A 24,258-nucleotide genomic window follows, 5' to 3' on the forward strand; every position below is an offset into this window, starting at 1 on the left:
CGGTTGGACAGTTTGTAAGGGCGGCGTGAATGCGTGGTTAACTGCGTGACAAGAACTGTCGATTTCTACTTGCGGGAGCTCAGGGCGTCGAACTGCTCCTGCCAGAGGGCCAACTCCTCATCGACGTAGCGCCTGTGGGCCGGAGTCCATTTGGGCCAGATATCGGACGAGGCCGGGGATGGTGCGGGCCGCGGTGCCCGGTCTCGAACCGGGGGTGCTGCCCGGGTCGGAGCCGGGTCCGGGACGGGGCGTTGGACCCGGGGTGGGTCCCGTCTGGCGCTGGTAACTTTCTTCTGACTGGGCCGGGGCTTCAGGCCCAAAATCCAGAACGCCAGTCTGGACAGGGCCCAGAGAATGCTGGCCAGGACCAGCACGACAAGAAGGAAGGCAATCCAGAGCAAGAGTCCGATGGCTGGGAAGACCAACATGGTCTATTTTAGCGTCCGGACCCTCGATTGGATCAGGAGTATTTTGAGTCCATGGCCTCCCGAACCCTCGTTGCGGACATCGTCCAGCTAAATCGTCCATGACCATCTACCGCCTCCCGCCAGCCCAAGCGAGCTTCCACCTTAGGGGCCGGGTTCAAGCTCCTTGGCGAGCCTGTTGAACTCATCGTCCCACGGCTGGTGTTCTTCTTCCCGCCACTTTCACTGCAGTTGCTGCACACGCCGCATTTCGTCCCATGGATCGCGGACGATGGGAGCTGGCGGGGGCGGTTTGGGAGGGACCAAGGCCCGCCGAGTTTTGGCTGCGCGGGGTTTTGGAGGTCGGACCGCCTTGGCCGGCCTTGGCTTCCTGATTGGCCTGCCCTGCGAATCAACTGGGACGTGAGTGTTGGCCAGAACAAGGCATATTAGGAGAACCACCAGGATCAATATCGCCCCTGGCTGGCCCGTTACCACCCAGGCTCCTAGAAGGAGCAACCAGAACAGCGCGACCATCTACCTCACCCGCAGGTCCCTGGACGTGTCGAGTGCGTCGAACGGCTTCTGCCGTGCGCCTAGGTGTCGGCTCATAGGCCCGTCCGCCGCTTGAAGGGGGCGGTCAAACGCTTCCCGGCACTATGTGAGGCCGGAGATATCAGCATCCGACGGCTTCCGGCTCCAGAAGCGGTCGAACTTCTACGTCGCCGGTGTCAATAACATGGAGCTATTTCCCGCGCACTGTTGGCATCCCGTGTGCGGGTCGATGCAGGTCGCGAGGTGAAGGACTCGTTCGGAGTAGTGCCGTCCGAGTGGGCGGTGCCGGAGCATGAGACGGGTCGTCCGTGCGAAGCAGTTGGTCCTCGCTGACGTACGTTCGTGGCCCTCCTCTGGCGGGGCGACGACGCGGGGCTGAACCGGGGATCCCTCAGCGCGCATCGAATCTCGTCGTCGCCTACCGATCGGGGACTCGTTTGGATGAAGTTTGTTCGGCTATCCAGCAGCTTCTGGCAGGGGCGGCTGCATAGCTGCCGCCCCTGCCCACATGTGGTAGCCGGCCGCCACCATGGCGAGCCCAAAAGGTATGGCGAGCAGGACAGCAGGCGTTTGTTCATTGGCTGCCAGCAGAGCGACAGTGCCGACCACGAAGAAGATCCCGAGCCATCGTGGAAGAACACGTGAACGGAGAATGAAGACCCCGATCATGAGGAGGCCTGCGATGACAGCCAGCAGCCCGGGGATGACAAAATAGGGCATCCCTGGGAAGTCGCCGGCGAAGAATGCCGTCTGGATCAGCGCGCCCGTAAACAGCAGGATGAACCCAACTGCGGCCGTAATCAGGCCAGGGTTCGCAAGCTTGAGGTACTGGCCGGATCGCCGTGCAAGGAGTGTCATACCGGCAACGCCAACTAGTATGAGAAGGGATGCGGCAGAGGCTGCCAACGGGACAAACCCGGTTGATGAACGCATTGCTCTTGTCTCGCATTCCAAGCCGATGCAGCCGATCGGTTCCAGATTGTGTAGGAATGCGGCCAAGACGCACAGCACGCCGCCGAGCATCGCTGCGGCGCCGGCCCATCTGGGGAATTGCCCTGCCCAGAATCGGTCGTCGAAATTTCCCCGGGCCATCGTCAACCGCCATCTCTCTGGAGACCGCCAGTGTGTCTTCCTATGCTGGACCGGGCCGGTGTGGCGGTCAAGAGCCGGTTGCCAGGCACACAAGGATCCGCCTCGACGTATCCTCGCTGCAGGTGGCATGCTCGGTTTCAACAGGCTCAACCACCGGCCTGGACACCTCCAAACCCCGGCGCCACAGACCCGTTGCACTTGGGCGGGGTTGGCGTCGTCGTTCGTTCCAAAGTCCAGGGGAGCGCGAGCCAGGCCCAGGCAGTCCACGCCGATGCCGATCGTCCCGTTTCCGGCCGACCGGCCAGCCGCGGAGACTAAACCGTTTCGGGAATCGTTCGCCCCGGGACGAGCGTCGAGTACTGCCGCCGATACATCCTGCGCCCGACGAGACGGTAGGCAAGGCGGACCGGCGCGGGGACCTCCTTGAACAATTCCTCCCGTTCTGCAGGTGGATTCGTGGCCAGCACCATCCCGAGGTCGCCGACCAGGAACTTCTTGTCGAACTGGCTGGACCCGTGTTCTGCAGCCATAAACAGTTCCTTTGCGGTCATCACCTTGTCCACCATGGCATCACCTCAGTCACCCCTCGGCGCAGGTGCACGTTGAGGACAGCTGACAGGTCCTCGTACCGCTCTGCAAGGTCGTCGCGGACCTCTGCCTCCGCCGTCTCCATCCAGCGCGTTCGGAGCGGCTGGATGATCTCAAGTCGTCGTGCAACCTGCCTATGCTGCTCGAGTATCTGCTCAACGTGCAACGCACATACGGGTGCCCGTTCCGCGAACTGCGGGTACATCAGCAGGTCCTCGCCCTCGTGGTGGACATGGAGGATCTTGTCGAAGTTCCCCAGCACTTCTCCCACGTATGCGGCGCGGGCTGTGTCGCCGGTCCCGGCGGAGCGCACCTGACCGGGTGCCTCGCCGTATGCCCAGAGGAATACACGGTGGATGCGCCGCATGGCTGCCGAACCTGTACAAAGGACTGGCCCCGGGGGAACTGGAGCAGGGTCTCGCCGGGCTGAAGGGTGAAGAAGTCGGTCCTTGGATGGCCCTTACGGAAATCAGTGCGAGCCCACGACCTCTCCCCGGCAGCCTCGTAGCGTTTGCCCCCAGGCCGCACAATGGCCGTTAGGTTTCGACGGGGTTGGCTTCGACGAGCTCAACCGCCGGGCAGTACCTCAGCCACCTCTACCGTGACCCTCGCGTCACGGAACTTCTGCACCTGGCCCGGGTCGGCGCCGTCGTCCGTGACCAGCGTCCAAGGGAGCGCGAGCCGCGCCCACGCATGGAAGGGCCGCAGGCCGAGCTTGGAGGAGTCGGCCAGGACGTAGACGCTGTTGCCGCGCCGGGCCATGAGCTCCTTGAGCCGGGTTTGGGCGTGGTCTGCCTCGCAGATGCCGTCCTCGGCGGTGACGGCGTCGGCGCCGAGGAACACACGGTCAAAGCTCATCCGCTCCAGGGCTGCCTCGGCCAGGGGACCCACGAAGCTCTGGCTCAGGCTCCGCAGCCGGCCGCCCAGGCAGTCCACTTCGATTCCGTCGGACTCGGCCAGTTCCTGCATGGTGTTGATGCCCGGCGTCGTCACGGACAACCGACCAAACCCCCGCAGTTCGTGGGCCAGGGCACCCACGGTGGAGCCGGCGTCGAGCAGGATGTTCTCCCCGGGCCGGATCACGGATGCCGCCCAGCGGGCAATGGCGTGCTTCTGCTCAAACGCCTCGCCGGTGCGCTGCCGGAGCGATGCTTCCGGGTGGGCGCCCAGGGCCATGGCGCCGCCGTACGTGCGGGCCAGCCGGCCCTGCCCGTTCAGGAGCGCCAGGTCGCGGCGGATGGTGGAGGCCGTGACGTCGAACCGGGCGGACAGTTCCTCCACGGAGGCCAGGCCGGTAGTGAGCGCCAGATGGTAAATTTCTTCGCGCCTGGCATTTGCCGACAGCATTCCCGGTCTCCTTCCCGTGGGCGTGGTTCCCATGCTAGTTCCGGCCCAGGCTAAGTGCCCGCAGCATTGCCGTATGCGCCTAAACGGCCACGGCGGGGCGGGTGGCCATCTCCGCCGCCTGGTGCAGTGCCTCCACCATGCTGCGTGAATCCGCGATCGCCTTGCCGGCGATGTCAAAGGCGGTGCCGTGGTCCACGGAGGTGCGGATCACGGGCAGGCCCACGGTGATGTTCACGCCGGCCTCGATGCCCAGCACCTTCACCGGGCCGTGCCCCTGGTCGTGGTACATGGCCACCACCAGGTCGTAATCGCCCCGGCCGGCCAGGAAAAACAAGGTGTCCGCGGGCAGCGGGCCGGTGACGTCGATGCCTGATTCGCGGGCCGCCTTCACGCCCGGCTCGATCTTCTCCGCTTCCTCGCCCTGGCCGAACAGCCCGCCCTCACCGGCGTGCGGGTTGATGGCGCAGACGCCGATCTTCGGGTTGGCGATGCCGGCCCGGATCAGGGCATCGTGGCCGCGGCGGATGGTGCGTTCCACCAGGTCCGGGTTGATCTTGCGGACGGCGTCCATCAGGCCGATGTGCGTGGTCACGTGGATGACCTTGATCTTGGGCGTGGAGAGCATCATGGACACTTCCTCCGTCCCGGTCAGCTGCGCCAGCAGTTCGGTGTGCCCGGGGAAGACGTGCCCGGCGGCGTGCAGGGCCTCCTTGTTCAGCGGCGCGGTGCAGATGGCCTGCACCTTCCCGGCCATGGCCAGCTCGCTCGCCACCCGGATGTATTCATAGGCCGCGTGCCCGGCCACGGGGGACAGCTCACCCCACGCGAGGTCTGCCGGCAGCAACGCCAGGTCGATCACGTTCACCCGGCCCGGCGTGAACACGGCGTCCTCCACGGAGGCGACGGTCTGGATGTCCGCCTCGATGCCCAGGATGTCCGCGGCCTGGCGGAGGCGCAACGCGTCACCGATCACAACGGGACGGCACTCGGCATTGATCTGCGCGTCCAGGACGGCGGCCACCACCACCTCGGGTCCAACACCGGCGCCGTCGCCCATGGTCACGGCGACATAGGGGAGTTCAGCGGGATCAACAGAGTTCATGGCGGGTCCTTTTTCGGGCGGGGACGGCTGGGGCGCCATCGGCAGAGGGGAGTGCGTTGTGGAGGGATTCCCTGTTAGGGACGGTGAAGAAGTTGAGTAGCCGGCCAATACGGCCAGGATGGTGCGGAGGCTGTTCGTTTCGCCGAAACTGCCCGGGCGGGTGACCACAGGGTTTCCGTCGGGAGCCAGCGACAGGACGGCGCCATGCTCAATCTCGCCCTGAACGCTCAGCCGCTGCACACCCAGGGCATCCAGCACAGAGCGGGCCGTTTCCCCGCCGGTGAGCATCAGCGGCCGGTCCTTGGCAAGCGGCGCCACTGTCCGGGCCAGGGCGCCGGCAATCCTGGACGACACCGCCGGATCCACAGCGGACGCATCCACGGTCACCGCCGCCGGGCCTGCGGTTAGGGCTTCCAGCGAAGTCAGATCAGCGGTTCCCGCCAGGAGGTCCGCGGGGCTCAGCGTGATGACCGCGACACCGTCCGCGGCAAGGGCCTGCAGCTGTTCCCTGGCCGGGCCGGACGCGGAGCCCACCACCAGCAGGGGGAATCTCTTGGTTGCACTCTCGCCGATTAGTGAATGTGCGACGGCGGCGCTGCGGTTGCGTGCCCTGCCGGCGGTCCGCGCCAACGTGGCTCCCAGGGCGGCTCCGAGAGCTGCACCCAGTGCGGAACCGAGCGCGGAGGCACCCGCGAACCGGACGCCGGGAATGCTGAGGGCGGCGCCGACGATCGCATCCAGGTCGGCCTGTGTCTCGGCGTCGCAGACCACCACGGGGAAAGGCCGGCCGGCACTGGCGGCCTTCAGCGCTGCGGCCAAGGTCTCGCCGCCGCCGCCGCGGACAGTGGCCAGCTCCACCAGGGTGGTTGCCAGAGGCTGCAAGGCAGCGCCGATGGTTGCTGGCGGAACCGACGTCTCGGCATGCCACAACGTCGTTTCATGCAGGGGCACCCCCTGGTGGTGCACCGTTCCGTTGACCGTGCTGCGGCCCAGCGGCGGCAGTGCCGGCGCCAGGACGACGGGACCGTCGGCGCTGAGGACCTCCAGTTGCGAGGCCACGGGCCCGCGGAGCAGGGAGTCGATCTTCAGGAAAACTGTGGGGGAGTGGTCCCCGACGGGAAGCGAGTGCAGGACTTGGCGCAACCGCCCGGCGGCGGCATCCGCGGTGAGCCTCCGGTTGTCCGTGTCCAGCACCAAAACCCCGACGTCCTGCGTGGCGCTTGCGTCCTGCCCGTGGTTCCCGTCCTGCAGGAGGTTCCGCAGGGCGGTGGCAAGCTCCTCCGGAAGGTGCGGGAGCAGACAGACGAGCGGGGCGCCGTCGTCGGCCCTTGTCTTGCCGGGGACAGTTTGCGCGCTCCGCGCATCATTATTACGGGTCTCGGCGTGTTCCGTCAGGAAGGCCGCTGCGGTCTCTGCGGCGCCGGAAAGGTCGTCAGCAATGGCAATAATGCGTTTCATCGCTGCCTCCTTTGGCTTCCGCGGAACTGGGTACGGTGAAGCCGTTTTGGATCGGCCTGCACAAAACACGCTAACCTACTTGCGCACTTTGCGCAATCATGACATTGTGAGCGGAGTAACAACCCTGGTGCCTCGTATCAGCACGAAGATGCAGCACCTGGCCGGCACGAGCCGGCCCTTACCTGGAGGTCAAAGATGACTCGATCCGACAGTGTCGCCGGCGGCAGTGCATTCCTCGGCGAAGTAGCGCAGCATTCACTCTCCCGGCGTTCGCTGCTCCGGTGGGGCGCCCTGGCCGGAGCAGGTGCCGTGCTGGCACCCGCCGTCACCGCCTGCGTGGGCCCGTCCGCCCCCGGCCCCGGCGTCACCGGCACCAGTACCCTCACTCTGGGGCTGAACCGCTCACTGGTCAGCCTCGACAACAAACTCAACCAGTTTGACGCCGCCGTCACCGTCCAACGCGCCGTCCGCCAGGCCCTCACCGAGATCGGCGACGACCTCAAGCCCCGCAACGTCCTGGCCGAAAGCTTCGAACTGACCAGCCCCACCCAGTGGACCGTCAAGCTGCGCAACGACATCAAGTACTCCGACGGCAGCAGGGTTGCCGTGGAGGACGTTTCCAAGGCGCTGGAGATGTACAGCCAGGTCAACGGCTCCTTCCTGGCACCCCAGTTCCCCGAATGGCCCGTCGTGACCAAGAAGGACGAACTGACCTTCACCCTGGACACCAAGGCCCCGCTGCCCGTGCTGAACACACTGATGTCCAACATTCTCATCACCCCGGCCGCCGCCAACAAGCCCGAGGAACTCCAGGAGGGCGTCGGCACCGGCCCCTACAAGGTGGCCTCAGCCGACCGCGGAACGGGCACCTACAAGCTGGTGGTCAACGAGAACTATTGGGGCGAGAAGCCCAACATCTCCGAGGTCAACGTCCGGTTCATGTCCGAGGAATCCAGCCGTGTGGTGGCCCTGCGCTCCGGCGAGGTGGACGTCATCGACTCCATCACCCCGGATTCGGTAGCCCAGCTAAAATCTGTTGAAGGCATCAAGATCGAATCAGTCACCGGCACCCGTTACAATCAGCTTTTCTACAACTTCCGCAAGCCGGCGGACAGCCCCATGTCAGATCCCAAGGTCCGCGAGGCGCTCTCCTACGGCTTCGACAGCAAGAGCATCGTTGACGGCATCCTGGGCGGCACGGTCACTTCCGCCAAGGGCGTGGTCCCGCAGACCCTGGCGGGCGCCGTGGAAACCGGCGAGTACAAGTACGATCCCGCGAAGGCCAAGTCCATGCTCGCGGACCTGGGCGTGTCCAACCTTGCCGTGAAGGTCATCTGGGAAACCGGGGAGTTCGCCGGCGACGTGTCCATCATGGAAGCCCTCGTGGAGATGATGAAGGCGATCGGCGTGACCGCCACGCTGCAGCAGTTCGAACCCGGTGGGGACATCTCCAGCTGGCGGCAGGGCAAAGCCGGTGACTGGGACATCCTGGGCAACGGCTACGGGAACCAGACGGGCCTCGCTCTGACCAACCTGCAGGGCATGTACGCCGGCACCGCCGCGAAGGAAGCCACCCGCGACACATACCACGGCTTCGTTTTCCCGGAGATCAGCAGCAGGATCATCACGGCCACCTCCGAAACGGATACCGCCAAGAGCACCAAGCTGCTCACCGACGTCCAGAAGGACATCTGGGCCCAGTGGCCCTGCATGTGGGCGTTCATCCCCAACGCGGTGCTGGCCCGCCGCACCCGCGTGGAGGGCCTGAAACTGCGCCCCATCAACTCCTACCAGCTCTCCACAGTCAAGGTGAACGGCTAGTCACATGCTCACATATGTCTCCAAGCGGTTGGGGCAGAGCCTGCTCACGATCTTCCTGACCGTGTCCACAGTCTTTGTCCTGATCCGGATGGCTCCCGGCGACCCGGCCTACGCCTTGGCCGGGCCGCTGGCCTCCACCGGGGACCTCGAAAAAATCCGGATCTCCATGGGGCTCAACGAACCCCTGCTGACCCAGTACGGCATCTTCCTCAAGGAACTGGGCGCCGGGAACATCGGCAAGTCTTACTCGTTCCAGGCACCCGCCCTGGAAGTGGTGATGTCCCGGCTGCCCAACACCATCTTCCTGGCGGTACTCGCCATCCTGCTCGCCATCGTGGTGGCCATCCCGCTGGGGGTCTGGATGGCCAAGCGTGCCGACACCAAGCGTGAACTCGGCGTCAACGTGCTCACCATCGCCGGGCAGTCCATGCCGGACTTCTGGATCGGCATCATGCTGCTGACCCTGTTCGCGGTGGTGTTCCCCATCTTCCCGTCCTCCGGCTTCACCAGCTGGTCCGGGGTGGTCCTGCCCGTCACCACGGTGGCCATCCTGCAGATCGCGCTGGTTTCCCGGATGGTCCGTCGCGAGGTGGGCACCAACATGGCCGCCCCGTACCTCACGGTGGCCAGGGCCCGCGGCACCGGCGAGCAGAAGCTCACCTGGGCCTATGCCATGCGCAACTCCTCCATCCCCATCCTCACCACCCTGGGCACCCGGTTCGCCGGCATGCTCAACGGCGTGGTTGTGGTTGAAGTGGTGTTCAACTGGCCAGGACTGGGTTCCCTGGTGGTCCGGGCGCTCGAAACCCGCGATTACCCGCTGATCCAGGCCACGGTCCTGGTGACGTCCGTGCTCGCCGTCGGCGTCCAGCTGCTGATCGATCTGTGTTACCCGCTGCTTGACCCCCGGGTCCGGCTCGGAAAGGTGTCCGTCGCATGAGTACCGTCAACGAAATCCCGATGGCCGCCGAGAGCATGAGGCGGACCACCGCGGTGACCAAGCGGCTCCTCCGCCGCTCCTCGGCTGCCCGGCGGGAACGCTCCGCCAAGGTGAAGATCGTGCTGGGCGCTTTCCTCACGGCCGTGGTGGTCCTGCCGATCATCCTGGCCCAGGTCCTTCCGCTGCCTGACGTGGACGCCCAAGCCATCACCTCCCGCTTCCTGCCCCCGTTCAGCCCGGACCACCTGTTCGGCACCGACCAGCTGGGCCGGGACATCCTCTCCCGGGTGCTGCACGGCGGCCAGGTGTCGCTCACCATCGGTGTGCTCGCCGTCGTAATTTCCGGCCTCGTGGGTGTGGTCCTCGGCGCGCTCGCAGGATTCTTCGGCGGCTGGGTGGACGCCGTGGTGTCCCGCCTCATCGAGGCGCAGCTCTCGCTGCCCCTGCTCATGATGCTCCTGCTCGTGGTGGCGCTGTTCGGCCCCTCCATCCCGGTGATCACCTTCGTGATCGCCATCGCCCAGTGGCCGGAACCCGCCCGCCTCACCCGCTCGCTGGTGCTGGTGGAACGCGAAAAGCCCTACGTCCAGGCGGCCAAGGTCCTGGGCCTTCCCCAGATCACCACACTGGTGAAGCACATCATCCCCAACGTCATCAACCAGGTGATTGTGGTGGTCCTGCTGCTCCTGGCCACCGCGGTGCTGATGGAAAGCGCGCTGAGCTTCCTCGGCGCCGGCCCGCAGCGGCCCTTCGCCACCTGGGGCCGGATCATCTCCGACGGCCAGGACTTCATCACCACCTCCTGGTGGATCGTGACGCTCCCGGGTGCCGTGATCGCCATCCTGGTGGTGGGTGTCAACCTGCTGGCCGACGGCCTGCGGGACCGCGTACGGCGCCGGAAAGGAGCCACTTCATGAGCGTGCTGGAGGTCAGGGACCTTTCCATCGAACTGATGACCACCGCCGGCGTGATCCGCGCCGTGGACGGCATCAGCTTCTCCATCGACGCCGGACAGACCGTCACCATTATCGGTGAGTCCGGTTCCGGCAAAAGTACGACGGCGATGGGCCTCCTCAGGCTCCTGCCGGACGACCTCGCCGTTATCTCCGGCCACGCCGTGCTGGACGGCGTGGACGTGGTGACTGAGCCTCGCAAGTTCGCGAAGCTTCGGGGCCGGTCCGTGGCGCTGATCCCGCAGGACGCCATGACTGCGCTGTCCCCGGTGCACACCATCGGCCGGCAGCTGGGCGAGGCGATCCTCCGGAAAAAGTCCGCCTCCAAAACCGACCTGAACCGGCGTTCCGTGGAGCTCCTGGAACAGGTCCGCATCCCCGAGCCGGCCGTGCAGCTGAAGAAGTACCCGCACCAGCTCTCCGGCGGCATGCTGCAGCGAGTCCTGATCGCCATGGCGCTCGCCGTCGACCCCGTCCTGCTGGTGGCCGACGAGCCAACCAGCGCGCTGGATGTCACCGTGCAGGCCGGCATCCTGGACCTGCTCATGGAGCTGCAGGAACGGACCCACGTGGCCATCCTCATGATCACGCACGATCTGGGCGTGGCGCGGCTGGTCTCGGACCGGATCCACGTGATGAAGGACGGAAAGTTCGTGGAAAGCGGCGAAGTGGAACAGATCGTTGAGCACCCGCAGACGGAGTACACCAAGAAACTCCTCGCTGCGGTGCCTAAGCTGGGGCACTGGGACGGGGAACCGCACCATGACCCGCTCGAAGCAGGCCCGCCGTCGCCGGACGCAACCGACCAGCAGGCAACCGTCCGCCAGGCAACGTCCAGCCAGGCAACCACCAGCCCGGTAACACTGAACGGAGCACACCCGTGAGTTCACCCTTGAAAACCCCGCCAGCAAAGGCGGCCGGGCAGGACCTGGTGCTGTCCGTCAAGAACCTCACCGTGGACTACGCCGTCCACCGCACCAGCTTCCGCGCGGTGGACGATGTCAGCTTCGACGTCCCGCGCGGCAGCACCGTGGCCATCGTGGGGGAGTCGGGCTGCGGCAAGTCCACCATCGCGAAGGCCATTGTGCGGCTGCTGACGCCCGCCTCCGGGGAGATCCTGCTTAACGGCCAGGACATCGCCAGGATGCCTGCCCGGCAGCTGCGGCCTCTCCGGTCCAAGGTGCAGATGGTGTTCCAGGATCCCTACGGTTCGCTGGATCCGCACCTGACCGCTGAGGACATTGTGGCCGAACCACTGATCCTGCGCGGCGTCCGGTCCGGCAAGGAACGCCGGGCGGAAGCGGCCAAACTGATTGACCAGGTGGGTCTGCCCGCCTCTGCCCTGGGGCGACGTCCAGCTGAGTTCTCCGGCGGGCAGCGCCAGCGCATCGGGATCGCCCGGGCGCTGGCCTCCAAGCCGGAACTGCTGGTCTGTGATGAAGCCACCAGCGCGCTGGACGTCTCGGTCCAGGCACAGGTGCTGGAGCTCCTTGCGGACATCCAGCGGGACCGCGGGCTCACCTACCTGATGATCAGCCACAACCTCGGGGTGGTGCGGGAAAGCAGCAGCCACGTGGTGGTCATGTCCAAGGGCAAAATCGTGGAGCAGGGACCCACCGAACAGGTCCTCACCAGGCCCCGGGACCCCTACACCCGGGCGCTGCGGGCCGCGGCGCTGGATCCGCTGACCATGACCGGCCGCAAACCACGCGAGTTGGTCTCAAGACTGAACAAGGTGGCGCCGCAGGGCGAGCCCGTACTGATGGAGGAAGCAAGCTGATGCAGGGAACCAACGTGGCAGGCCTGGAGCTTCCCATTTCGCAGCTTGCCCTGGGCACCATGACCTTCGGGGACACCGCATCGGAAGAGGTGGCCGCCGGCATGCTGGCGGCCGCGCTCGAGGCGGGCATCACCGTGGTGGATACCGCCAACGGTTACGCGGGCGGCGCCAGCGAGGAAATCCTGGCGAAGCTCCTGCCCGCCCACCGCGACGCCGTCGTCCTCGCCTCCAAAGCCGGGATGCCGCACGCGGACGCCGGCGACAACTCGCCCCTGTCGGCGGAGGGCCTCCGGCGTTCCGTGGAGGGCAGCCTCCGGCGGCTGGCCACGGACCGGCTGGATCTTTTCTACCTGCACCAGCCGGACCGCAAGGCGCCGATGGAAGAGACGCTCGCCGTCGTCGGACAACTGATCTGCGACGGCAAGATCCGCGCCTGGGGCGTGTCCAACTTCGCCGCTTGGCAAGTCAGCGAGCTGAACGCGGCAGCCGACAGCTCCGGGGTGCCGCGGCCGGTGGTGGCGCAGCAGCTGTACAACCTGCTGGCCACGCGGATCGAGGACGAATACCTGGAATTCGCCCAGCACACCGGGCTGCTGACCATGGTCTACAACCCGCTCGGCGGCGGGCTCCTCACCGGCAAACACACCTTTGCGCAATCACCCACCGAAGGCCGGTTCGGCAGCTCCCGGCTGGCCGAGATGTACAAGCAGCGATACTGGGACCCCCGGCTCTTCGAGGCGGTCCGCCAGCTCGGTGTCATTGCCGACGGCACAGGCCTGCCGTTGCCGGAGCTGTCCTTCCGCTGGCTGCTCAGCAAGCCCGGCGTGGGCTCCATCCTGCTGGGCGGCTCCAAGCTGGAGCAGCTGCAGACCAACATCGCCGCGGCCGCGAAGGGCCCGCTGCCGGAAGATGTGGTGGCCGTCTGTGATGCCGTGGCCGCGGAAATCCGCGGGCCCATGCCCAACTACAACCGCTAGCCCACTTGCACGTCTTTACTAACTGAAGAGGAATCTGCCATGACTGCCGCATCGTTTGCCGCAAAAGCCCGAGCCAATGAGCCCGTCGTCGGATACTGGGTGGTCCTGGACTCACCGGTCTCGACCGAGCGCGTGGCACGGCTGGGCTATGACTACGTGGCCCTCGACGCCCAGCATGGGCTGATGGGTTATTCCGGCTGGCTGCACGGCCTGATGGCGATTGATGCCGCCGGGGCTGCCGGAATCGTCCGGGTCCCGTCCAACAACGCGGCCTTCATCGGGCAGGCGCTGGACGCCGGAGCTGCCGGAGTGATCGTGCCGCTGGTCAACAACGCCGAGGAAGCCGCCGCCGCAGTCCGGGCCGTGCGCTACCCGCCCCACGGCATGCGCTCCTATGGGCCCATGCGGTCCGCGCTCCGGATCGGGCCTGTGCCCGCCGAGACCGACGCCACCGTGCTGTGCCTTGCCATGATCGAGACGCCTGAGGGCCTGGAGAACGTGAAGGAAATCTGCGCCGTGCCCGGAATCGACGGCGTCTACATCGGCCCGTCCGATCTCTGCCTGGCCGTGGGCGGCAAGTTCCCCAACGACCCCGACGTGGCCGAGGAGTTCAACGCCGCGCTGGTGACCATCCGCGAGGCAGCACAGGCCGCCGGCGTAATCGCAGCCATTCACACAGCGAGCGGTGAGATCGCGCGCCAGCGGATCGCGGAGGGCTTCACATTCGTCACCGTGGCGTCTGACCTGACACACCTGGAAATCGCGGCCGCGAACCACCTTTCCAGGGCCCGCGGGGAGTAGCCGGGGTGATGGAGACTGCGGCGATCGGGCCTGTCCGGATCCCAGTTGCCCCTTCCAACGCTCTCTCACTTCCTGCGCGTTTTCCCCAAACCCTCTCTCACTTTGCGCACGCAGGCTCCTCCCAGAAAGTGAGAGAGGGTTGCCCAAAAACGTGCGGGAAGTGAGAGAGGGTCCTGGGGTTCCTGACCGGTCGGACGGCGGGGCCGGGGGGAATTGCCCTGATCGGCAGGCTCAAGCGGCGGGCAACTATCGTTGCAGCTCCAGGCGGAACACCCAGAGAAGGACGTCCTCGCCGGGCACGTACCAGTCGCGCTTCGGAACCCTCTGGAAACCCAGGGATTCGTAAAGAGCATGTGCCCGTCCCATAAACGTCGCGCTCGTGATGCTGATGGCCCTGATGCCGGGCAGCGACTGCGCGTGCTCCACCACCTTGCGGACCACCGCGCGGCCCACGCCGCCGCCCTGACACTCCGGGTCCACGGCCAGCATCCGGAACTCCAGCTCCCCGTCGGCGGCGATCTCGCTGTACGGCTGGCCGGCGAACGTCAGTGTCACCGCCGCCACCACCCGCCCGGCGGCCTCCGCCACCCACACCTGTGCGTGCTCGGCGCGGTGTTCCACGTCCTCCAGCACGCTCATATAGGGGTGGTCCGCGGCGAAGTGCCCGGCCCGCAGGTAGGCATCGCGCGTGATGCGCCGGACGTCCGGAAAGTCCGACGGCGCCGCCCGCCTGAGTGCGACGCTCACCGCGCGCCTGCGGTTGCGGCGGCCCGCTCCACGTAATGGCCCAGCTGTGCCAAGTCCGGCTGGGAGGAGGGATCGCCCACGGCGTCCGCTCCCACAGCGTTGGCCACGGCCAAGGCATGGGTGTAGTCCAACCCCTGCCGCAGGGCCAGGACCAGGGCGGCACAGAACGCGTCGCCGGCGCCCACCGTGTTCGCCACGCTCACGGCAGCGGCCGGGGCTTCGGCCACCTTCCGCCCGTGTTTGAACATCGCCGAGCCGTCCTTGCCGTACGTCACTGCCACGAGCTTGGCCGAGGCGAGGGCGGGGATCAGGGCGTACTCGCTCTCGTTGACGATCACCAGGTCGCATCGCTCCAGCAGCTCCGCGGGCAGGTCCATGGCCGGCGCCGCGTTCAGCACGAAGAAGCCAGTGGAACGGCGCGCGGCCTCCAGTACCACGGGCAGGCCCACCTCCAGCTGGCACAGCACCGTCTCGTCGGGGCCGAACTCCACACCCTCCAGGGAGAGGCTGGAATTGGCGCCCGGGCACACAACGATCTGGTTCTCGCCGTCGCGGTCCACCACAATCAGTGCCGTCCCGGTCGCCCCGGGAAGGACCGCGACGTCAGCAGTACCGACGCCGGCACCCGCCAGCGCCTCCAGCATCCGCTGCCCCTGGGCGTCGCTGCCCACGGCGCCGACCATGCGCGCGCTCCCGCCCAGCCGCGCGGCCGCCCCGGCCTGGTTGGCCCCCTTGCCGCCGGGCTGCTCGGAGAGCACGGCGCCGCCGATGGTTTCGCCCGCCGTCGGGAGCCTTGCGGCGGTGGCGATCAGGTCCAGGTTGATGCTGCCGACGACGGTGACGGCAGGAAGTCGATTGCTCATGGGAAGTCTCTCTCGAGGGGAAGCCGGAAGCGGCCGGATTAGGAAATAGTGTACGGCATGGTTGTACTTGTGCGTCATACATGGTTGTATAACAACTCGAGTCGCCATTCCGGACGATCCAGCTCGAACAAAGGAGTTTGATGTGAACACCCCCACCCCGGTCACCGCCTCCCCGCCGGTCAGCGCGGAACAGCCCGCCTTCGCCGGCCGCCGTGCCGCCCTGCTGATCTCCACCCTGCTGCTGGGCGTGCTGTCCTTCCAGCTCAACGCCAGCATGGTCACCCCCGCGCTGCCGCAGATCGCCGCGAGCTTCGGCCAGAGCGCCGACAGTGCCGCGCCTGTCCAGTCCATGTTCTTCCTGGCGGGCGCCATCGCCGGGCCCGTCATCGGGCGCTGGAGCGACTTCATCGGCCGCCGCGCCGCGCTGCTGCTGGTGCTCGGCATCATGGGCGCCGGCACCATCCTCTGCATCGCCGCCCCCACCCTGCCGCTGCTCATCACCGGCCGGTTCCTGCAGGGCGTCTCCAGCGCCGTCTTTGCACTTGCCTACATCGTGCTCAGCGAGAACCTGCAGGCCAAGGTCTTCGGCACCTCGGTGGGCATCATCGCCGCCATCAATGGGGGAGTGGGCGGAGTAGACGGCTACGTGGGCGGCCTCATGGCCGAAACCCTCGGCTTCCGGTCCATCTTCGTCGTCGTCCTGGTCCTCACCGCCATCGCCGCGGCCTGCATCATCAAAATCGTCCCCGCTGGACGCCCCCAGGGCGTGCGCGGCGCCATGGACTGGTGGGGAGCCGGCTCCCTGTCCGTGTTCCTGGTGTTCATCACCTACTTCGTCTCCGGCGGCTCGGCCGCCGGCTGGACCGCCCCCAGCACCCTGGGCCTGCTCGCCGGAACCGTCGCATCCTTCGCCGCCTTCTGGATGATCGAGAAACGACGCACCAACCCGCTCATCGCAGTCCACCACCTGCGCTCCCGCCAGGTCTGGCCCGTCATCGCCACCACCGTCCTGACGCTCGCCGGCATCTTCGCCATCATCAACTTCACCGTGGTGCTCCTCAGCCAGGACTCCGGCGCCGGCTTCGGGCTGACCGCATCAGTTTCCGCGCTGCTGTTCCTCACGCCAGCCGCGCTGATCGGCGTCTTCGCCGCACCCCTTGCCGGCTGGCTCGCCGACCGCCGCGGCTGGATCAAAACCCTCCGCGCCGGCACCGGACTCAGCCTGGTCTGCGCCATCGCAGCGGCCACGTTCTCCGAGAACCAGGTGGCCGTCCTGATCGCCGTCGCCGCCCTCGGCATCTTCTACAACGGTCTGTTCCTCACCGCCATCAACGGGCTCTCCGTCCTGCTCTCACCCAAGGAAGCCCCGGCTGCCCTGCCCGGCATCAACGGTGCCTCCTTCGGCATCGGCGCGAGCCTCGGCGTCGTCCTCGTGGCACCCTTCGCCGCCCAGGCCACCGCCGCCGGCTACGCCACCGCCCTTTGGATTTCGGTTGCCATCACGGCCGCCGCGTTCATCGTCAGCCTCTTCGTCGCCGCCCCCAAGGGCGAAAAGCTCTGAACCTCCCCACCAACGAAACGAGAATCACCGCCATGACCACCACCAGCCACCCGTTCTACCTGGACTGCGATACCGGGATCGACGACGCCCTCGCCCTGGCCTACCTGCTGGCCGCCCCCACTGCCGACGTGGTGGGCATCGGGACCGTCAGCGGCAACGTGAGCGCCGCCGTCGGCGCCCGCAACACCCTTGACCTGCTCCAGCTCGCCGGGCACGCGCACATTCCCGTGGCGCTCGGCGCCCACGATCCGCTGGCCGGGGAGTTCGGGGGAGGGGCGCCGTGGGTGCACGGGGACAACGGCATCGGCGGGGTTTCGCTGACGACGGCGTCTGCCGGACTGGCGCCCAAGTCCGCGGCCGAGATGCTGGTCCGGCTCGCCCACGAGCACCCCGGCATGCTGCGGGTGCTCGCCATCGGCCCGCTGACCAACATCGCCGAAGCCCTCCGGCTGGAACCGGCCCTGCCCGCACTCGTCCACGGGATCACCATCATGGGCGGCGCCGCCCTGGTCCCGGGCAACATCACCGCCGTGGCCGAGGCCAACATCCACAACGACCCCGAGGCCGCCGCCGAAGTCCTGGCTGCCGACTGGGACGTCACTCTGGTTCCGCTGGATGTGACCATGGCCAACGTCCTGGAGGAAAGCCACCGGCAGGAGCTTCTGCTGTCTTCGGGCCCGGTGCCGCAGGCGCTGGGGGAGATGCTCGGCTACTACTTCCGGTTCTACGAGGGCATCTTCGGCCGGCCCTGCTCCGCCATGCACGATCCGCTGGCGGCGGCGCTCGCGGTGGGCGGCGTCAAAGCCGCGGTGGCCCCGGTGGTGCATGCCGCCGTCGACACCACTGACGGTCCCGGCCGCGGGCAGACCGTCTGCGACCTGCGCGGCTCCTACCTGGGCTACCCGGAGCAGCCCGGCGCCCGGTGCCGGGTGGTGCTCTCGCTTGACGGGGATTTCGCGCCGCACCTGGTGGAGACGCTGCTGTCCTTCTCTGAAAGCACGACGGCGGCACCCGCCACGGGTGCGGCGGCCGCCTGAAATATCCGCAGACTTTTCCGCAACCACTATCCAGCCGGTCCGGGCAGGCGCAAGATAACTCCATGAAAAAAACAGTTATCGCCGGTTTCGCGGCGCTCATGATGGGGCTCGGCGCCATCACCTTCGCCGGCCCAGGGAACGCAGCGCCCGAGCCGCCGCACATCGCGGGGCAAATCATGGTCAAGTTCCGCGACAAAGCAGCGGCAGCCGGCGTACTGCGCCAGCACGGCCTCAGCGAGGGCGCCGGTATTGGCAGCACCGGCGCCCTTCTGATCAAAGTCCCGGCCGGCAAGGAACTGCAGCTTATCGACGCCCTCAGCCGGAACCCGAACGTTGAATACGCCGAGCCGGACCATGTGGTGACGGTAGCTACCGATCAGCCCAACATCGACTATTTCCCCAGCCAGTACGCCTTGCACAACACTGGCCAGGAATTTACCAGCACGATGGGAGTAAAAGTGGCCGGGGGTACGCCAGACGCCGACGTGGACGCCGTCGAAGCGTGGACGAAGACGACCGGTGCCAGCATCACGGGTGCCGGCATCAGGGTGGCTGTGCTCGATACAGGAGTCACGAACAGCCATGACGACATCTCATCACAGGTTGTTGCACACGTTAACTACAGCGATGCGGCAACCGATGAGGACAAATACGGCCATGGCACCCACGTCGCCGGCATCATTGCTGCCATCAAAAACTCGGTTGGGGTCTCCGGTGTGTGCCCGGACTGCGACATCCTGGACGGCAAAGTCCTGAACGACAACGGGTCCGGGTCCACCTCGAGCATTGCCAAAGGCATCAGCTGGGCCGTCGGTGAACGTGCCCAGGTCATCAATATGAGCCTAGGGCAGCGTGTTTCCTCACGGACCCTGGAAATTGCCGTCAATAACGCCTGGAAGGCAGGGGTGGTGATCGTTGCCGCAGCCGGCAATGCCGATACCCAGGCCAAGATCTACCCGGGCGCCTACCCCAACGTCATTGCCGTCGCCGCCACCGACAACAGGAATGCCAAGGCGTCGTTCTCGACGTACGGCAAGTGGGTGGATGTCGCAGCGCCCGGTGTCAGCGTGTACTCGACCTTCCCGAACGGATCCTTTGTCCTGGGCGCCGAGCCGTACAACCGCTCCCATGGTTACGACATCGCCAGCGGTACCTCGATGGCTTCACCCATCGTCGCCGGCGTTGCCGCGCTTGTCTGGAGCACGACGCCTGCGGGCACCGCAAACGCATCAGTCCGCGCAAAAGTCGAATCATCCGCGGACGATTCTATTTTCGGCACTGACCCGTACTGGGCGGCCAATGGCCTCGTGAACGCCTGCGATGCAGTTGGTTGTGTCCGGTAGCTTCGTGTAGCTTCCGGGTGTTTCCGGTCCTCGAGCCTAGGACTGGAGGGACTGCATTACGGACAGGTGCCCGGCGCGTGCCGGGATGAGGCACTTGGCCAAGTAGAAGGGCCGGTTCGCGTGCCTGACGTACTGCGTCAGCACGAGGACCGGATCCGCGGCCCGCAGGTCCAGCAGCTTGGCGCGGCTGGGCCCCACCTGGCTCAGGCTGATCTGGCACTCGCCGGGCCCGAGGACCTTACCGAAGCGGTTGTTCAGGGAGGCAAGCAGGGTGCTGCCGCCGTCGTCCTCTATGTCCAGCGGCGCGGCGGCGGAACCGCTTCCCAGGCTCATCGGCAGGGCGGAGATGTTTTCCTGCAGGTGGGCGATGGCCTCACCGTCGCGGATCAGGACGGATTCCCAGAGCCAGCAGTCGGCGCCGGGCTCGACGCCGACGCCGGGGGCGACGAATTCGGAGGCGGGCTGCCGCTCGCGTTGGATGCGTTTGATTTCGAGGTGCTGGCCGGGGCCGCCGAGGACTTCCTCGAAGGGGCGGATCCGCTCGATGCCGGTGCGGGGGAGCGTGTCGGCGACGAACCGGCCGACGCCGCGGCGGGCCCGGATGAGGCCGTCTTCTTCGAGCAACATGAGTGCTTCGCGGACCACTGTGCGGCTGACCTTCATGTCCGCGCCGAGCTCGGTTTCGGTGGGGAGCATGGAGCCGGGCGTCAGGAGGCTGTTACGGATGGCCTCGGCTATCCGGGAGTACACCGCCACGCGGAGGGGTGAGCCGGGCTGGGCCTGCACCGGCTGCGACAGGAACCGGACGGCGTCCTCGTGCACGTAATGCCTCGCTTCGTGGTCTGGGAATTCCCAGCCTACCGGTGTGACGCGTTTGTTGGACAAGGCGCGGGTGGCTTTGTACCTGCTTGCCCAGGATGTCCCAGCGCTGGGTGGAGTTCTTGAAGCCGTCCGGGAGCGAATTCTTTGAGACGATTAATGATCATAATAATGACCACAAAGTTCCTTAAGGATCACATTTATAACCCTTATGGGTTCACGATCTAAGCATGACCACGAAGAGAACGTCCCTGAAGACGCAGCGGACTGCGCGCACAATCGGCGAGCAGCTGGTCACGTGGCGCAAGCTTCTCGGCCTAACCGCCGAGCAGCTCAACGGCTCCAAGCGGAGGCGCGGCAGCTTGGCAGGAGCGCGGGACGCTCACTGCCCCGGATTTGCTCCTGTGGGAGCGGATCACCAGGGAATCGTTCCGGCGCCCCACAAGGAAACCACGCCGGTCATAGCCTCAGGACTTGCCCTGGCGGTTGCCATGGCACTGCTCGGTCTTACGGGACGGAAGCGGCCATAGTCCGGCACCCATGCTTGACCTGTCTTCGGCCACGGGTGCCCTCTTCCTGGTGCGGCCGTGGAAGAAGCTCCAGTTCACGATCGCCGCTCCGGACCGAAGCATTCAACGCACCTCCCTCGGGCTGGAGTTCCACGCCCGGGCGGGCCGACGCCGTCGTCCGTCACCGCAGTTCGCCGATGCGGCGCTATTTTCCGCAGGTAGTGCACATTTGTGCAGCAGCCCTGACGGGTTTTCTCAGTCCCGGCGCCGACGCATACGCTACCCACCAGTAATAACGCTGGTTTTGAGGGTTTTGGCCTCGGCGGAGAGCGCACCGCTTTATAAGGCTTTTTTGGCGCACGTCTGTGCAACCCGGCTCCGCAACGACGGGTGTGCTGCGTAGCATGGAAAACCCGGCCGGTACCTGATCAACACCCAGAACCATCACTACCGGCCGCCCCTGTTGACACATGAACAAAGAGGTTTCCATGTCATTCGTTATTCGGGCCCTGTCCGTTTCGGCTGCCGCCGTCCTCGCCACTTCCTTGGCTGCGGCTCCCGCCCAGGCGATCGAGATTTCCCCGCCGGGGGCCAACGACTGGTCCTGCAAACCAACCGCCGAGCATCCCTATCCGGTCATCCTGGTACCGGGAACGTTCGAGAGCATGGAGAAGAACTGGTCCACCCTCTCGCCGTACCTCAAGAGCGCCGGGTACTGCGTTTTCGCCCTCAACTACGGCGAGACCAATGGCGTGTATGCCACCGCGCCGGTGGCCGAGTCGGCGCAGGAACTCGCCCCGTTTGTGGACGCGGTACGTGCTGCCACCGGAGCGAAGAAAGTGGACCTGGTGGGCCACAGCCAGGGCGGCATGATGCCCCGCTACTACATGGGCTTCCTCGGCGGGGCCAAGTACGTCCGTCAGCTCATCGGCATCGCACCCTCCAGCCACGGGACTGAAGGTGTGATTGTCCCGCCGCCGGGCTTCGTCCAGGACCCGGACTTCACCGGCTTGGGCTGTGCTGCCTGCGCCGATCAGCAGGCAGGCTCGGCGTTCATGCAAGAGCTCAACTCCATGGGCGACACCGTAGCGGGACCCTCCTACACTGTCATCTCCACGGTTTACGACGAAGTGGTCATTCCCTATAACAGCCAGTTCCTGAACGGTCCGGCCCGGCAGGTCACCAACATCACCATCCAGGACAAGTGCCCGGCCGATCTCTTCGAACACGACCAGACGCCGAACGACCCCGTGGTGCACCAGACCGTAGCGCATGCGCTAGGCAACCCGTCCGGCCCGGCAGACCCGGCCTACCAGCCCGCCTGCTTCTAGCCGTTGTGCCGGCGTGAGTCCAGGGCTCGAACGGCGAGGCTGACAGCAACCAGACGGTGCCGCAGGCCTACAGCGTCTCGGGAACCTCGCGCCCCGGAAAGAGTGTCGAGTACTGTTTCCGATACATCCTGCGTCCGACAAGCCGGTAGGCAGCGCGGACCGATGCAGGGATTTCCTTGAACCGTTCCTTCCGGTCTGCGGGCGGAGCCAGGCGTTCGGTGACGTTCTTCTTCCAGCCGTCGCCGGCGAGCTGGTCGTCGCGTTACTCTTTCAGCTCCACGTGGACGGAGTGGGCGGTTTCGATCCGGGCGTGCGGGCGTGCGGGCAGGCCGTCCCCGTCCAGGGGGTCCAGCGCCAGGCGGGTCCAGATCACGAAGCCATCCGGCCACGGCCCGCCGGAGGCGATGCCCAGCAGGAACGGATCGGTGCGGAGACCGGCGTCGTCCGCTGTGGAAACGGCGACGGCGGCACCCGGGAGGGCGGCGACGAGGCTGGCCCCGAGGCCGGTGGAAATCAGGGATCTGCGCGCCCGTAACCCGTTCCTGCAATTCACGCCCTCGGAGGCAGGCCAAGGCGCCCCTTGAACAGGATCTTCATACGGGCCGGTGTGCGCCACCGAGCGATCACAGAATGCAGCCACCAAGCGATTTAAGCCACAAACTGCGTGACAAGAACAGTTGGTTCGCTCAAGCGTCCTTGTTTCAAAAACCTCTTGCGGCGCCCATCCCGTAAGCGGAGAATAACGTCACTGGCGGGGTTCTGTATCCTCTCCGCCGTGGATATCGGGGCTTCGCCGAAGCCCTATTTTCAGGAGATATCCATGAACACTAAACGTTCCTCCGCTGCCGTCGCCGCCGCAGTACTGGCGGTGCTTTTTGCCGGCGCTGCCCCGGCTTCAGCCGAGATTGCCGACGAACATGCTGCCTGCACCGGACTCGGCATCTCGGACCATGCAGTCGCCGACGGCCCGGGCGCCGTTGCCGGCATCATCACCGATATCAAGGGTGCCGCCACTGTCTTCGGTTTCGACAACATGGGCCAGGTTGTGAGCAAGTTCTCGAAGGTCCATGCCGGCACGCACGTACCAGGCTGCGAGGAAGCCATTGAGGATATTCTCGTCGCCGGGCCATGACCCTGACGAGTGCAGGCGCTCCGTTCCGGGAAACTGCCCCAATCCGCACTTCCTGAGGCGGAACGGCTAGCTGGACGGTGCCAGTAGCCCGGCCGCGATCAGCAGGCTGAGCAGGATCAGAATGCTCCCCACCGAGGCGAAGATCCACACGCGGCTGGATCTTCCCTTCCACCTTCCAGCAGGGTCAGGCTCAGCAGGTGCTCAGGGTGTTTGGCGGCAAAGGCCAGCGCCGCGGCGCCGCCGCCCGAGTAGCCCACCAGATGGAACGCCTTCCAGCCGCGGACCCCCCGCCTCGCGGAGGACGCCGACGGCCTCGGTGTCCAGGGTCCAGCCCGGAGGGGGAGCGTCGCCCGCGTAGAGTTCCAGGTCCTTGGCCACGGCGTCGACGCCAGGTCCCAGCGCCTCAATCAGCGCACCGTAGGCAGGCTGGGCGGGGAGCACGCTCCCGGGAAGAAGGATGGCCCGAATTGGTTCCATGGTTGGATGCTACGCCCGGGCGCCAGATCGGGAACGGCAATGGCCCCGGCAGCAGCGTGGAGCTGCAGCCGGGGCCATAACCGTCGATGTGGCGGGGTTTGCTGCCCGGGGAGTTGCTAGGAGCGTGCCTTGGCGTGGCCCTTGGTGAGGATCACGGCCAGGGCAACCATGCCGACGCCGAGCAGCAGGTGCAGGACGTTGTCGAAACCGTTCAACGGGACGAAGTTGCCGGCCGAATCCTGGGGGACCACCAGGCCGTAGACGAACAGGACCAGGTAGATGATGCCGCCGTAGAGGAGGAAGGAGCGGGCGCCGGCTCCAGATTTGGCAAGGGCGATGCCCGCTGCGCCGAAGAGCAGGTGGACGATGTTGTGCAGGGCCGAGACCTGGAAGAGGCCCAGCAGCATTGCCTCGGAGTGGTGGCCGGCGAAGTGCAGTTCATCAAAGTTGGCCGTGATTCCCGGAACGAAGCCCAGGACGCCGACCAGCAGGAACACTGCACCTACAACTATCGATGCCTTCTGGACGTTGGTGCGGGCTGACGTTCGGGTGCCGGTGTGCGTTGCCATGGTGATCTCCTGAATGCGATATGTGTTTATGGATCAGCGGGGCTTTCTTTCC

At 66.2% G+C, this 24,258-nt stretch carries 25 protein-coding genes and 1 pseudogene; 13 read left to right on the plus strand and 13 right to left on the minus strand.

The window, feature by feature from the left end:
- Positions 1–65 precede the first annotated feature (65 nt).
- The 6 genes from ASG77_RS15540 to pdxA form a co-directional block, all read right to left on the minus strand.
- On the minus strand, positions 66–428 hold the full coding sequence (locus ASG77_RS15540) for a hypothetical protein (RefSeq protein WP_056347080.1): 363 nt from the start codon (positions 426–428) through the stop codon (positions 66–68).
- A gap of 987 nt (positions 429–1,415) precedes the next feature.
- On the minus strand, positions 1,416–1,817 hold the full coding sequence (locus ASG77_RS15545) for a hypothetical protein (RefSeq protein ID WP_056347082.1): 402 nt from the start codon (positions 1,815–1,817) through the stop codon (positions 1,416–1,418).
- A gap of 548 nt (positions 1,818–2,365) precedes the next feature.
- Positions 2,366–2,602, minus strand: coding sequence for a hypothetical protein (locus ASG77_RS22635; protein ID WP_235564570.1), 237 nt, complete (start codon positions 2,600–2,602; stop codon positions 2,366–2,368).
- Positions 2,602–3,006, minus strand: a complete 405-nt coding sequence (locus ASG77_RS22640; RefSeq protein ID WP_235564571.1) for a hemerythrin domain-containing protein — start codon at positions 3,004–3,006, stop codon at positions 2,602–2,604. The genes ASG77_RS22635 and ASG77_RS22640 overlap by 1 nt, the downstream gene beginning before the upstream one ends.
- A gap of 200 nt (positions 3,007–3,206) precedes the next feature.
- Complete coding sequence (locus ASG77_RS15555; RefSeq protein WP_056347084.1) at positions 3,207–3,986, minus strand: DeoR/GlpR family DNA-binding transcription regulator; 780 nt, start codon at positions 3,984–3,986, stop codon at positions 3,207–3,209.
- A gap of 79 nt (positions 3,987–4,065) precedes the next feature.
- Positions 4,066–6,546, minus strand: a complete 2,481-nt coding sequence (pdxA, locus tag ASG77_RS15560; RefSeq protein ID WP_056347086.1) for a 4-hydroxythreonine-4-phosphate dehydrogenase PdxA — start codon at positions 6,544–6,546, stop codon at positions 4,066–4,068.
- A 195-nt stretch (positions 6,547–6,741) separates the two neighbouring features.
- On the opposite strand from pdxA, the gene ASG77_RS15565 reads away from it, so the two are divergent.
- The 7 genes from ASG77_RS15565 to ASG77_RS15595 are packed head-to-tail and all read left to right on the plus strand — an operon-like array spanning position 6,742 to position 13,818.
- Entirely contained in the window at positions 6,742–8,367 is a 1,626-nt protein-coding gene (locus tag ASG77_RS15565) for an ABC transporter substrate-binding protein (RefSeq protein ID WP_056347088.1), read from the plus strand.
- Positions 8,368–8,371: 4 nt separating this feature from the next.
- On the plus strand, positions 8,372–9,307 hold the full coding sequence (locus ASG77_RS15570) for an ABC transporter permease (protein WP_056347090.1): 936 nt from the start codon (positions 8,372–8,374) through the stop codon (positions 9,305–9,307).
- The gene (locus ASG77_RS15575) at positions 9,304–10,224 is read left to right on the plus strand and encodes an ABC transporter permease (protein WP_056347092.1); all 921 of its coding nucleotides are present in this window, start codon (positions 9,304–9,306) and stop codon (positions 10,222–10,224) included. The genes ASG77_RS15570 and ASG77_RS15575 overlap by 4 nt, the downstream gene beginning before the upstream one ends.
- The gene (locus tag ASG77_RS15580) at positions 10,221–11,144 is read left to right on the plus strand and encodes an ABC transporter ATP-binding protein (RefSeq protein ID WP_056347094.1); all 924 of its coding nucleotides are present in this window, start codon (positions 10,221–10,223) and stop codon (positions 11,142–11,144) included. The genes ASG77_RS15575 and ASG77_RS15580 overlap by 4 nt, the downstream gene beginning before the upstream one ends.
- Positions 11,141–12,040, plus strand: coding sequence for an ATP-binding cassette domain-containing protein (locus ASG77_RS15585; protein ID WP_235564573.1), 900 nt, complete (start codon positions 11,141–11,143; stop codon positions 12,038–12,040). The genes ASG77_RS15580 and ASG77_RS15585 overlap by 4 nt, the downstream gene beginning before the upstream one ends.
- A complete protein-coding gene (locus ASG77_RS15590; protein WP_056347098.1) occupies positions 12,040–13,017 on the plus strand; it encodes an aldo/keto reductase in 978 nt (325 codons plus the stop codon). The genes ASG77_RS15585 and ASG77_RS15590 overlap by 1 nt, the downstream gene beginning before the upstream one ends.
- Before the next feature lie 39 nt (positions 13,018–13,056).
- Complete coding sequence (locus ASG77_RS15595) at positions 13,057–13,818, plus strand: HpcH/HpaI aldolase family protein (protein WP_056347099.1); 762 nt, start codon at positions 13,057–13,059, stop codon at positions 13,816–13,818.
- Positions 13,819–14,064: 246 nt separating this feature from the next.
- On the opposite strand, the gene ASG77_RS15600 is transcribed toward ASG77_RS15595, so the two are convergent.
- Both ASG77_RS15600 and ASG77_RS15605 read right to left on the minus strand, forming a co-directional pair.
- The gene (locus ASG77_RS15600; RefSeq protein WP_056347101.1) at positions 14,065–14,565 is read right to left on the minus strand and encodes a GNAT family N-acetyltransferase; all 501 of its coding nucleotides are present in this window, start codon (positions 14,563–14,565) and stop codon (positions 14,065–14,067) included.
- Positions 14,562–15,428 carry a ribokinase gene (locus tag ASG77_RS15605; RefSeq protein ID WP_056347103.1) on the minus strand — a complete coding sequence of 289 codons (867 nt, stop codon included), beginning with the start codon at positions 15,426–15,428 and terminating at the stop codon, positions 14,562–14,564. Before ASG77_RS15605 ends, ASG77_RS15600 begins: the two co-directional genes overlap by 4 nt.
- 142 nt (positions 15,429–15,570) lie before the next feature.
- Here ASG77_RS15605 and ASG77_RS15610 point away from each other — a divergent pair, with 142 nt between their 5' ends.
- The 3 genes from ASG77_RS15610 to ASG77_RS15620 all read left to right on the plus strand — a co-directional run bounded on the left by ASG77_RS15610 (position 15,571) and on the right by ASG77_RS15620 (position 19,369).
- Positions 15,571–16,989 carry an MFS transporter gene (locus tag ASG77_RS15610; RefSeq protein WP_056347105.1) on the plus strand — a complete coding sequence of 473 codons (1,419 nt, stop codon included), beginning with the start codon at positions 15,571–15,573 and terminating at the stop codon, positions 16,987–16,989.
- A gap of 32 nt (positions 16,990–17,021) precedes the next feature.
- Positions 17,022–18,026 carry a nucleoside hydrolase gene (locus tag ASG77_RS15615; protein ID WP_056347107.1) on the plus strand — a complete coding sequence of 335 codons (1,005 nt, stop codon included), beginning with the start codon at positions 17,022–17,024 and terminating at the stop codon, positions 18,024–18,026.
- Positions 18,027–18,088: 62 nt separating this feature from the next.
- A complete protein-coding gene (locus ASG77_RS15620; protein WP_056347109.1) occupies positions 18,089–19,369 on the plus strand; it encodes a S8 family serine peptidase in 1,281 nt (426 codons plus the stop codon).
- A gap of 36 nt (positions 19,370–19,405) precedes the next feature.
- On the opposite strand, the gene ASG77_RS15625 is transcribed toward ASG77_RS15620, so the two are convergent.
- Complete coding sequence (locus ASG77_RS15625) at positions 19,406–20,191, minus strand: GntR family transcriptional regulator (protein ID WP_056347112.1); 786 nt, start codon at positions 20,189–20,191, stop codon at positions 19,406–19,408.
- Between the two features lie 227 nt (positions 20,192–20,418).
- Here ASG77_RS15625 and ASG77_RS15630 point away from each other — a divergent pair, with 227 nt between their 5' ends.
- Both ASG77_RS15630 and ASG77_RS15635 read left to right on the plus strand, forming a co-directional pair.
- Complete coding sequence (locus tag ASG77_RS15630) at positions 20,419–20,718, plus strand: hypothetical protein (RefSeq protein ID WP_056347114.1); 300 nt, start codon at positions 20,419–20,421, stop codon at positions 20,716–20,718.
- A 467-nt stretch (positions 20,719–21,185) separates the two neighbouring features.
- Positions 21,186–22,028, plus strand: a complete 843-nt coding sequence (locus ASG77_RS15635) for an esterase/lipase family protein (RefSeq protein ID WP_056347368.1) — start codon at positions 21,186–21,188, stop codon at positions 22,026–22,028.
- A 268-nt stretch (positions 22,029–22,296) separates the two neighbouring features.
- On the opposite strand, the pseudogene ASG77_RS15640 reads toward ASG77_RS15635, so the two are convergent.
- Positions 22,297–22,581: pseudogene (locus tag ASG77_RS15640) on the minus strand (alkaline phosphatase D family protein); the annotation flags it as partial.
- 267 nt (positions 22,582–22,848) lie between these two features.
- Here ASG77_RS15640 and ASG77_RS15645 point away from each other — a divergent pair.
- Entirely contained in the window at positions 22,849–23,160 is a 312-nt protein-coding gene (locus ASG77_RS15645) for a hypothetical protein (RefSeq protein ID WP_056347118.1), read from the plus strand.
- A gap of 116 nt (positions 23,161–23,276) precedes the next feature.
- On the opposite strand, the gene ASG77_RS22645 is transcribed toward ASG77_RS15645, so the two are convergent.
- From ASG77_RS22645 to ASG77_RS15655, 3 genes are all read right to left on the minus strand, one after another.
- Complete coding sequence (locus ASG77_RS22645) at positions 23,277–23,417, minus strand: hypothetical protein (RefSeq protein WP_235564602.1); 141 nt, start codon at positions 23,415–23,417, stop codon at positions 23,277–23,279.
- Complete coding sequence (locus tag ASG77_RS15650; RefSeq protein WP_235564607.1) at positions 23,362–23,637, minus strand: hypothetical protein; 276 nt, start codon at positions 23,635–23,637, stop codon at positions 23,362–23,364. The genes ASG77_RS22645 and ASG77_RS15650 overlap by 56 nt, the downstream gene beginning before the upstream one ends.
- 116 nt (positions 23,638–23,753) lie before the next feature.
- Complete coding sequence (locus tag ASG77_RS15655) at positions 23,754–24,206, minus strand: DUF4383 domain-containing protein (protein ID WP_056347120.1); 453 nt, start codon at positions 24,204–24,206, stop codon at positions 23,754–23,756.
- Between the last annotated feature and the right edge of the window lie 52 nt (positions 24,207–24,258).

This window comes from Arthrobacter sp. Soil762 (assembly GCF_001428335.1).
Classification (GTDB): Bacteria; Actinomycetota; Actinomycetes; order Actinomycetales; family Micrococcaceae; genus Arthrobacter.

Excerpts from the sequence above, each read along its gene's own strand:
- ASG77_RS15540 (WP_056347080.1), bottom strand. The coding sequence starts at position 428 with ATGTTGGTCTTCCCAGCCATCGGACTCTTGCTCTGGATTGCCTTCCTT.
- ASG77_RS15545 (WP_056347082.1), bottom strand. The coding sequence starts at position 1,817 with ATGACACTCCTTGCACGGCGATCCGGCCAGTACCTCAAGCTTGCGAAC.
- ASG77_RS22635 (WP_235564570.1), bottom strand. The coding sequence starts at position 2,602 with ATGACCGCAAAGGAACTGTTTATGGCTGCAGAACACGGGTCCAGCCAG.
- ASG77_RS22640 (WP_235564571.1), bottom strand. The coding sequence starts at position 3,006 with ATGCGGCGCATCCACCGTGTATTCCTCTGGGCATACGGCGAGGCACCC.
- ASG77_RS15555 (WP_056347084.1), bottom strand. The coding sequence starts at position 3,986 with ATGCTGTCGGCAAATGCCAGGCGCGAAGAAATTTACCATCTGGCGCTC.
- pdxA (WP_056347086.1), bottom strand. The coding sequence starts at position 6,546 with ATGAAACGCATTATTGCCATTGCTGACGACCTTTCCGGCGCCGCAGAG.
- ASG77_RS15565 (WP_056347088.1), top strand. The coding sequence starts at position 6,742 with ATGACTCGATCCGACAGTGTCGCCGGCGGCAGTGCATTCCTCGGCGAA.
- ASG77_RS15570 (WP_056347090.1), top strand. The coding sequence starts at position 8,372 with ATGCTCACATATGTCTCCAAGCGGTTGGGGCAGAGCCTGCTCACGATC.
- ASG77_RS15575 (WP_056347092.1), top strand. The coding sequence starts at position 9,304 with ATGAGTACCGTCAACGAAATCCCGATGGCCGCCGAGAGCATGAGGCGG.
- ASG77_RS15580 (WP_056347094.1), top strand. The coding sequence starts at position 10,221 with ATGAGCGTGCTGGAGGTCAGGGACCTTTCCATCGAACTGATGACCACC.
- ASG77_RS15590 (WP_056347098.1), top strand. The coding sequence starts at position 12,040 with ATGCAGGGAACCAACGTGGCAGGCCTGGAGCTTCCCATTTCGCAGCTT.
- ASG77_RS15595 (WP_056347099.1), top strand. The coding sequence starts at position 13,057 with ATGACTGCCGCATCGTTTGCCGCAAAAGCCCGAGCCAATGAGCCCGTC.
- ASG77_RS15605 (WP_056347103.1), bottom strand. The coding sequence starts at position 15,428 with ATGAGCAATCGACTTCCTGCCGTCACCGTCGTCGGCAGCATCAACCTG.
- ASG77_RS15615 (WP_056347107.1), top strand. The coding sequence starts at position 17,022 with ATGACCACCACCAGCCACCCGTTCTACCTGGACTGCGATACCGGGATC.
- ASG77_RS15620 (WP_056347109.1), top strand. The coding sequence starts at position 18,089 with ATGAAAAAAACAGTTATCGCCGGTTTCGCGGCGCTCATGATGGGGCTC.
- ASG77_RS15630 (WP_056347114.1), top strand. The coding sequence starts at position 20,419 with ATGACCACGAAGAGAACGTCCCTGAAGACGCAGCGGACTGCGCGCACA.
- ASG77_RS15635 (WP_056347368.1), top strand. The coding sequence starts at position 21,186 with ATGTCATTCGTTATTCGGGCCCTGTCCGTTTCGGCTGCCGCCGTCCTC.
- ASG77_RS15645 (WP_056347118.1), top strand. The coding sequence starts at position 22,849 with ATGAACACTAAACGTTCCTCCGCTGCCGTCGCCGCCGCAGTACTGGCG.
- ASG77_RS15650 (WP_235564607.1), bottom strand. The coding sequence starts at position 23,637 with ATGGAACCAATTCGGGCCATCCTTCTTCCCGGGAGCGTGCTCCCCGCC.
- ASG77_RS15655 (WP_056347120.1), bottom strand. The coding sequence starts at position 24,206 with ATGGCAACGCACACCGGCACCCGAACGTCAGCCCGCACCAACGTCCAG.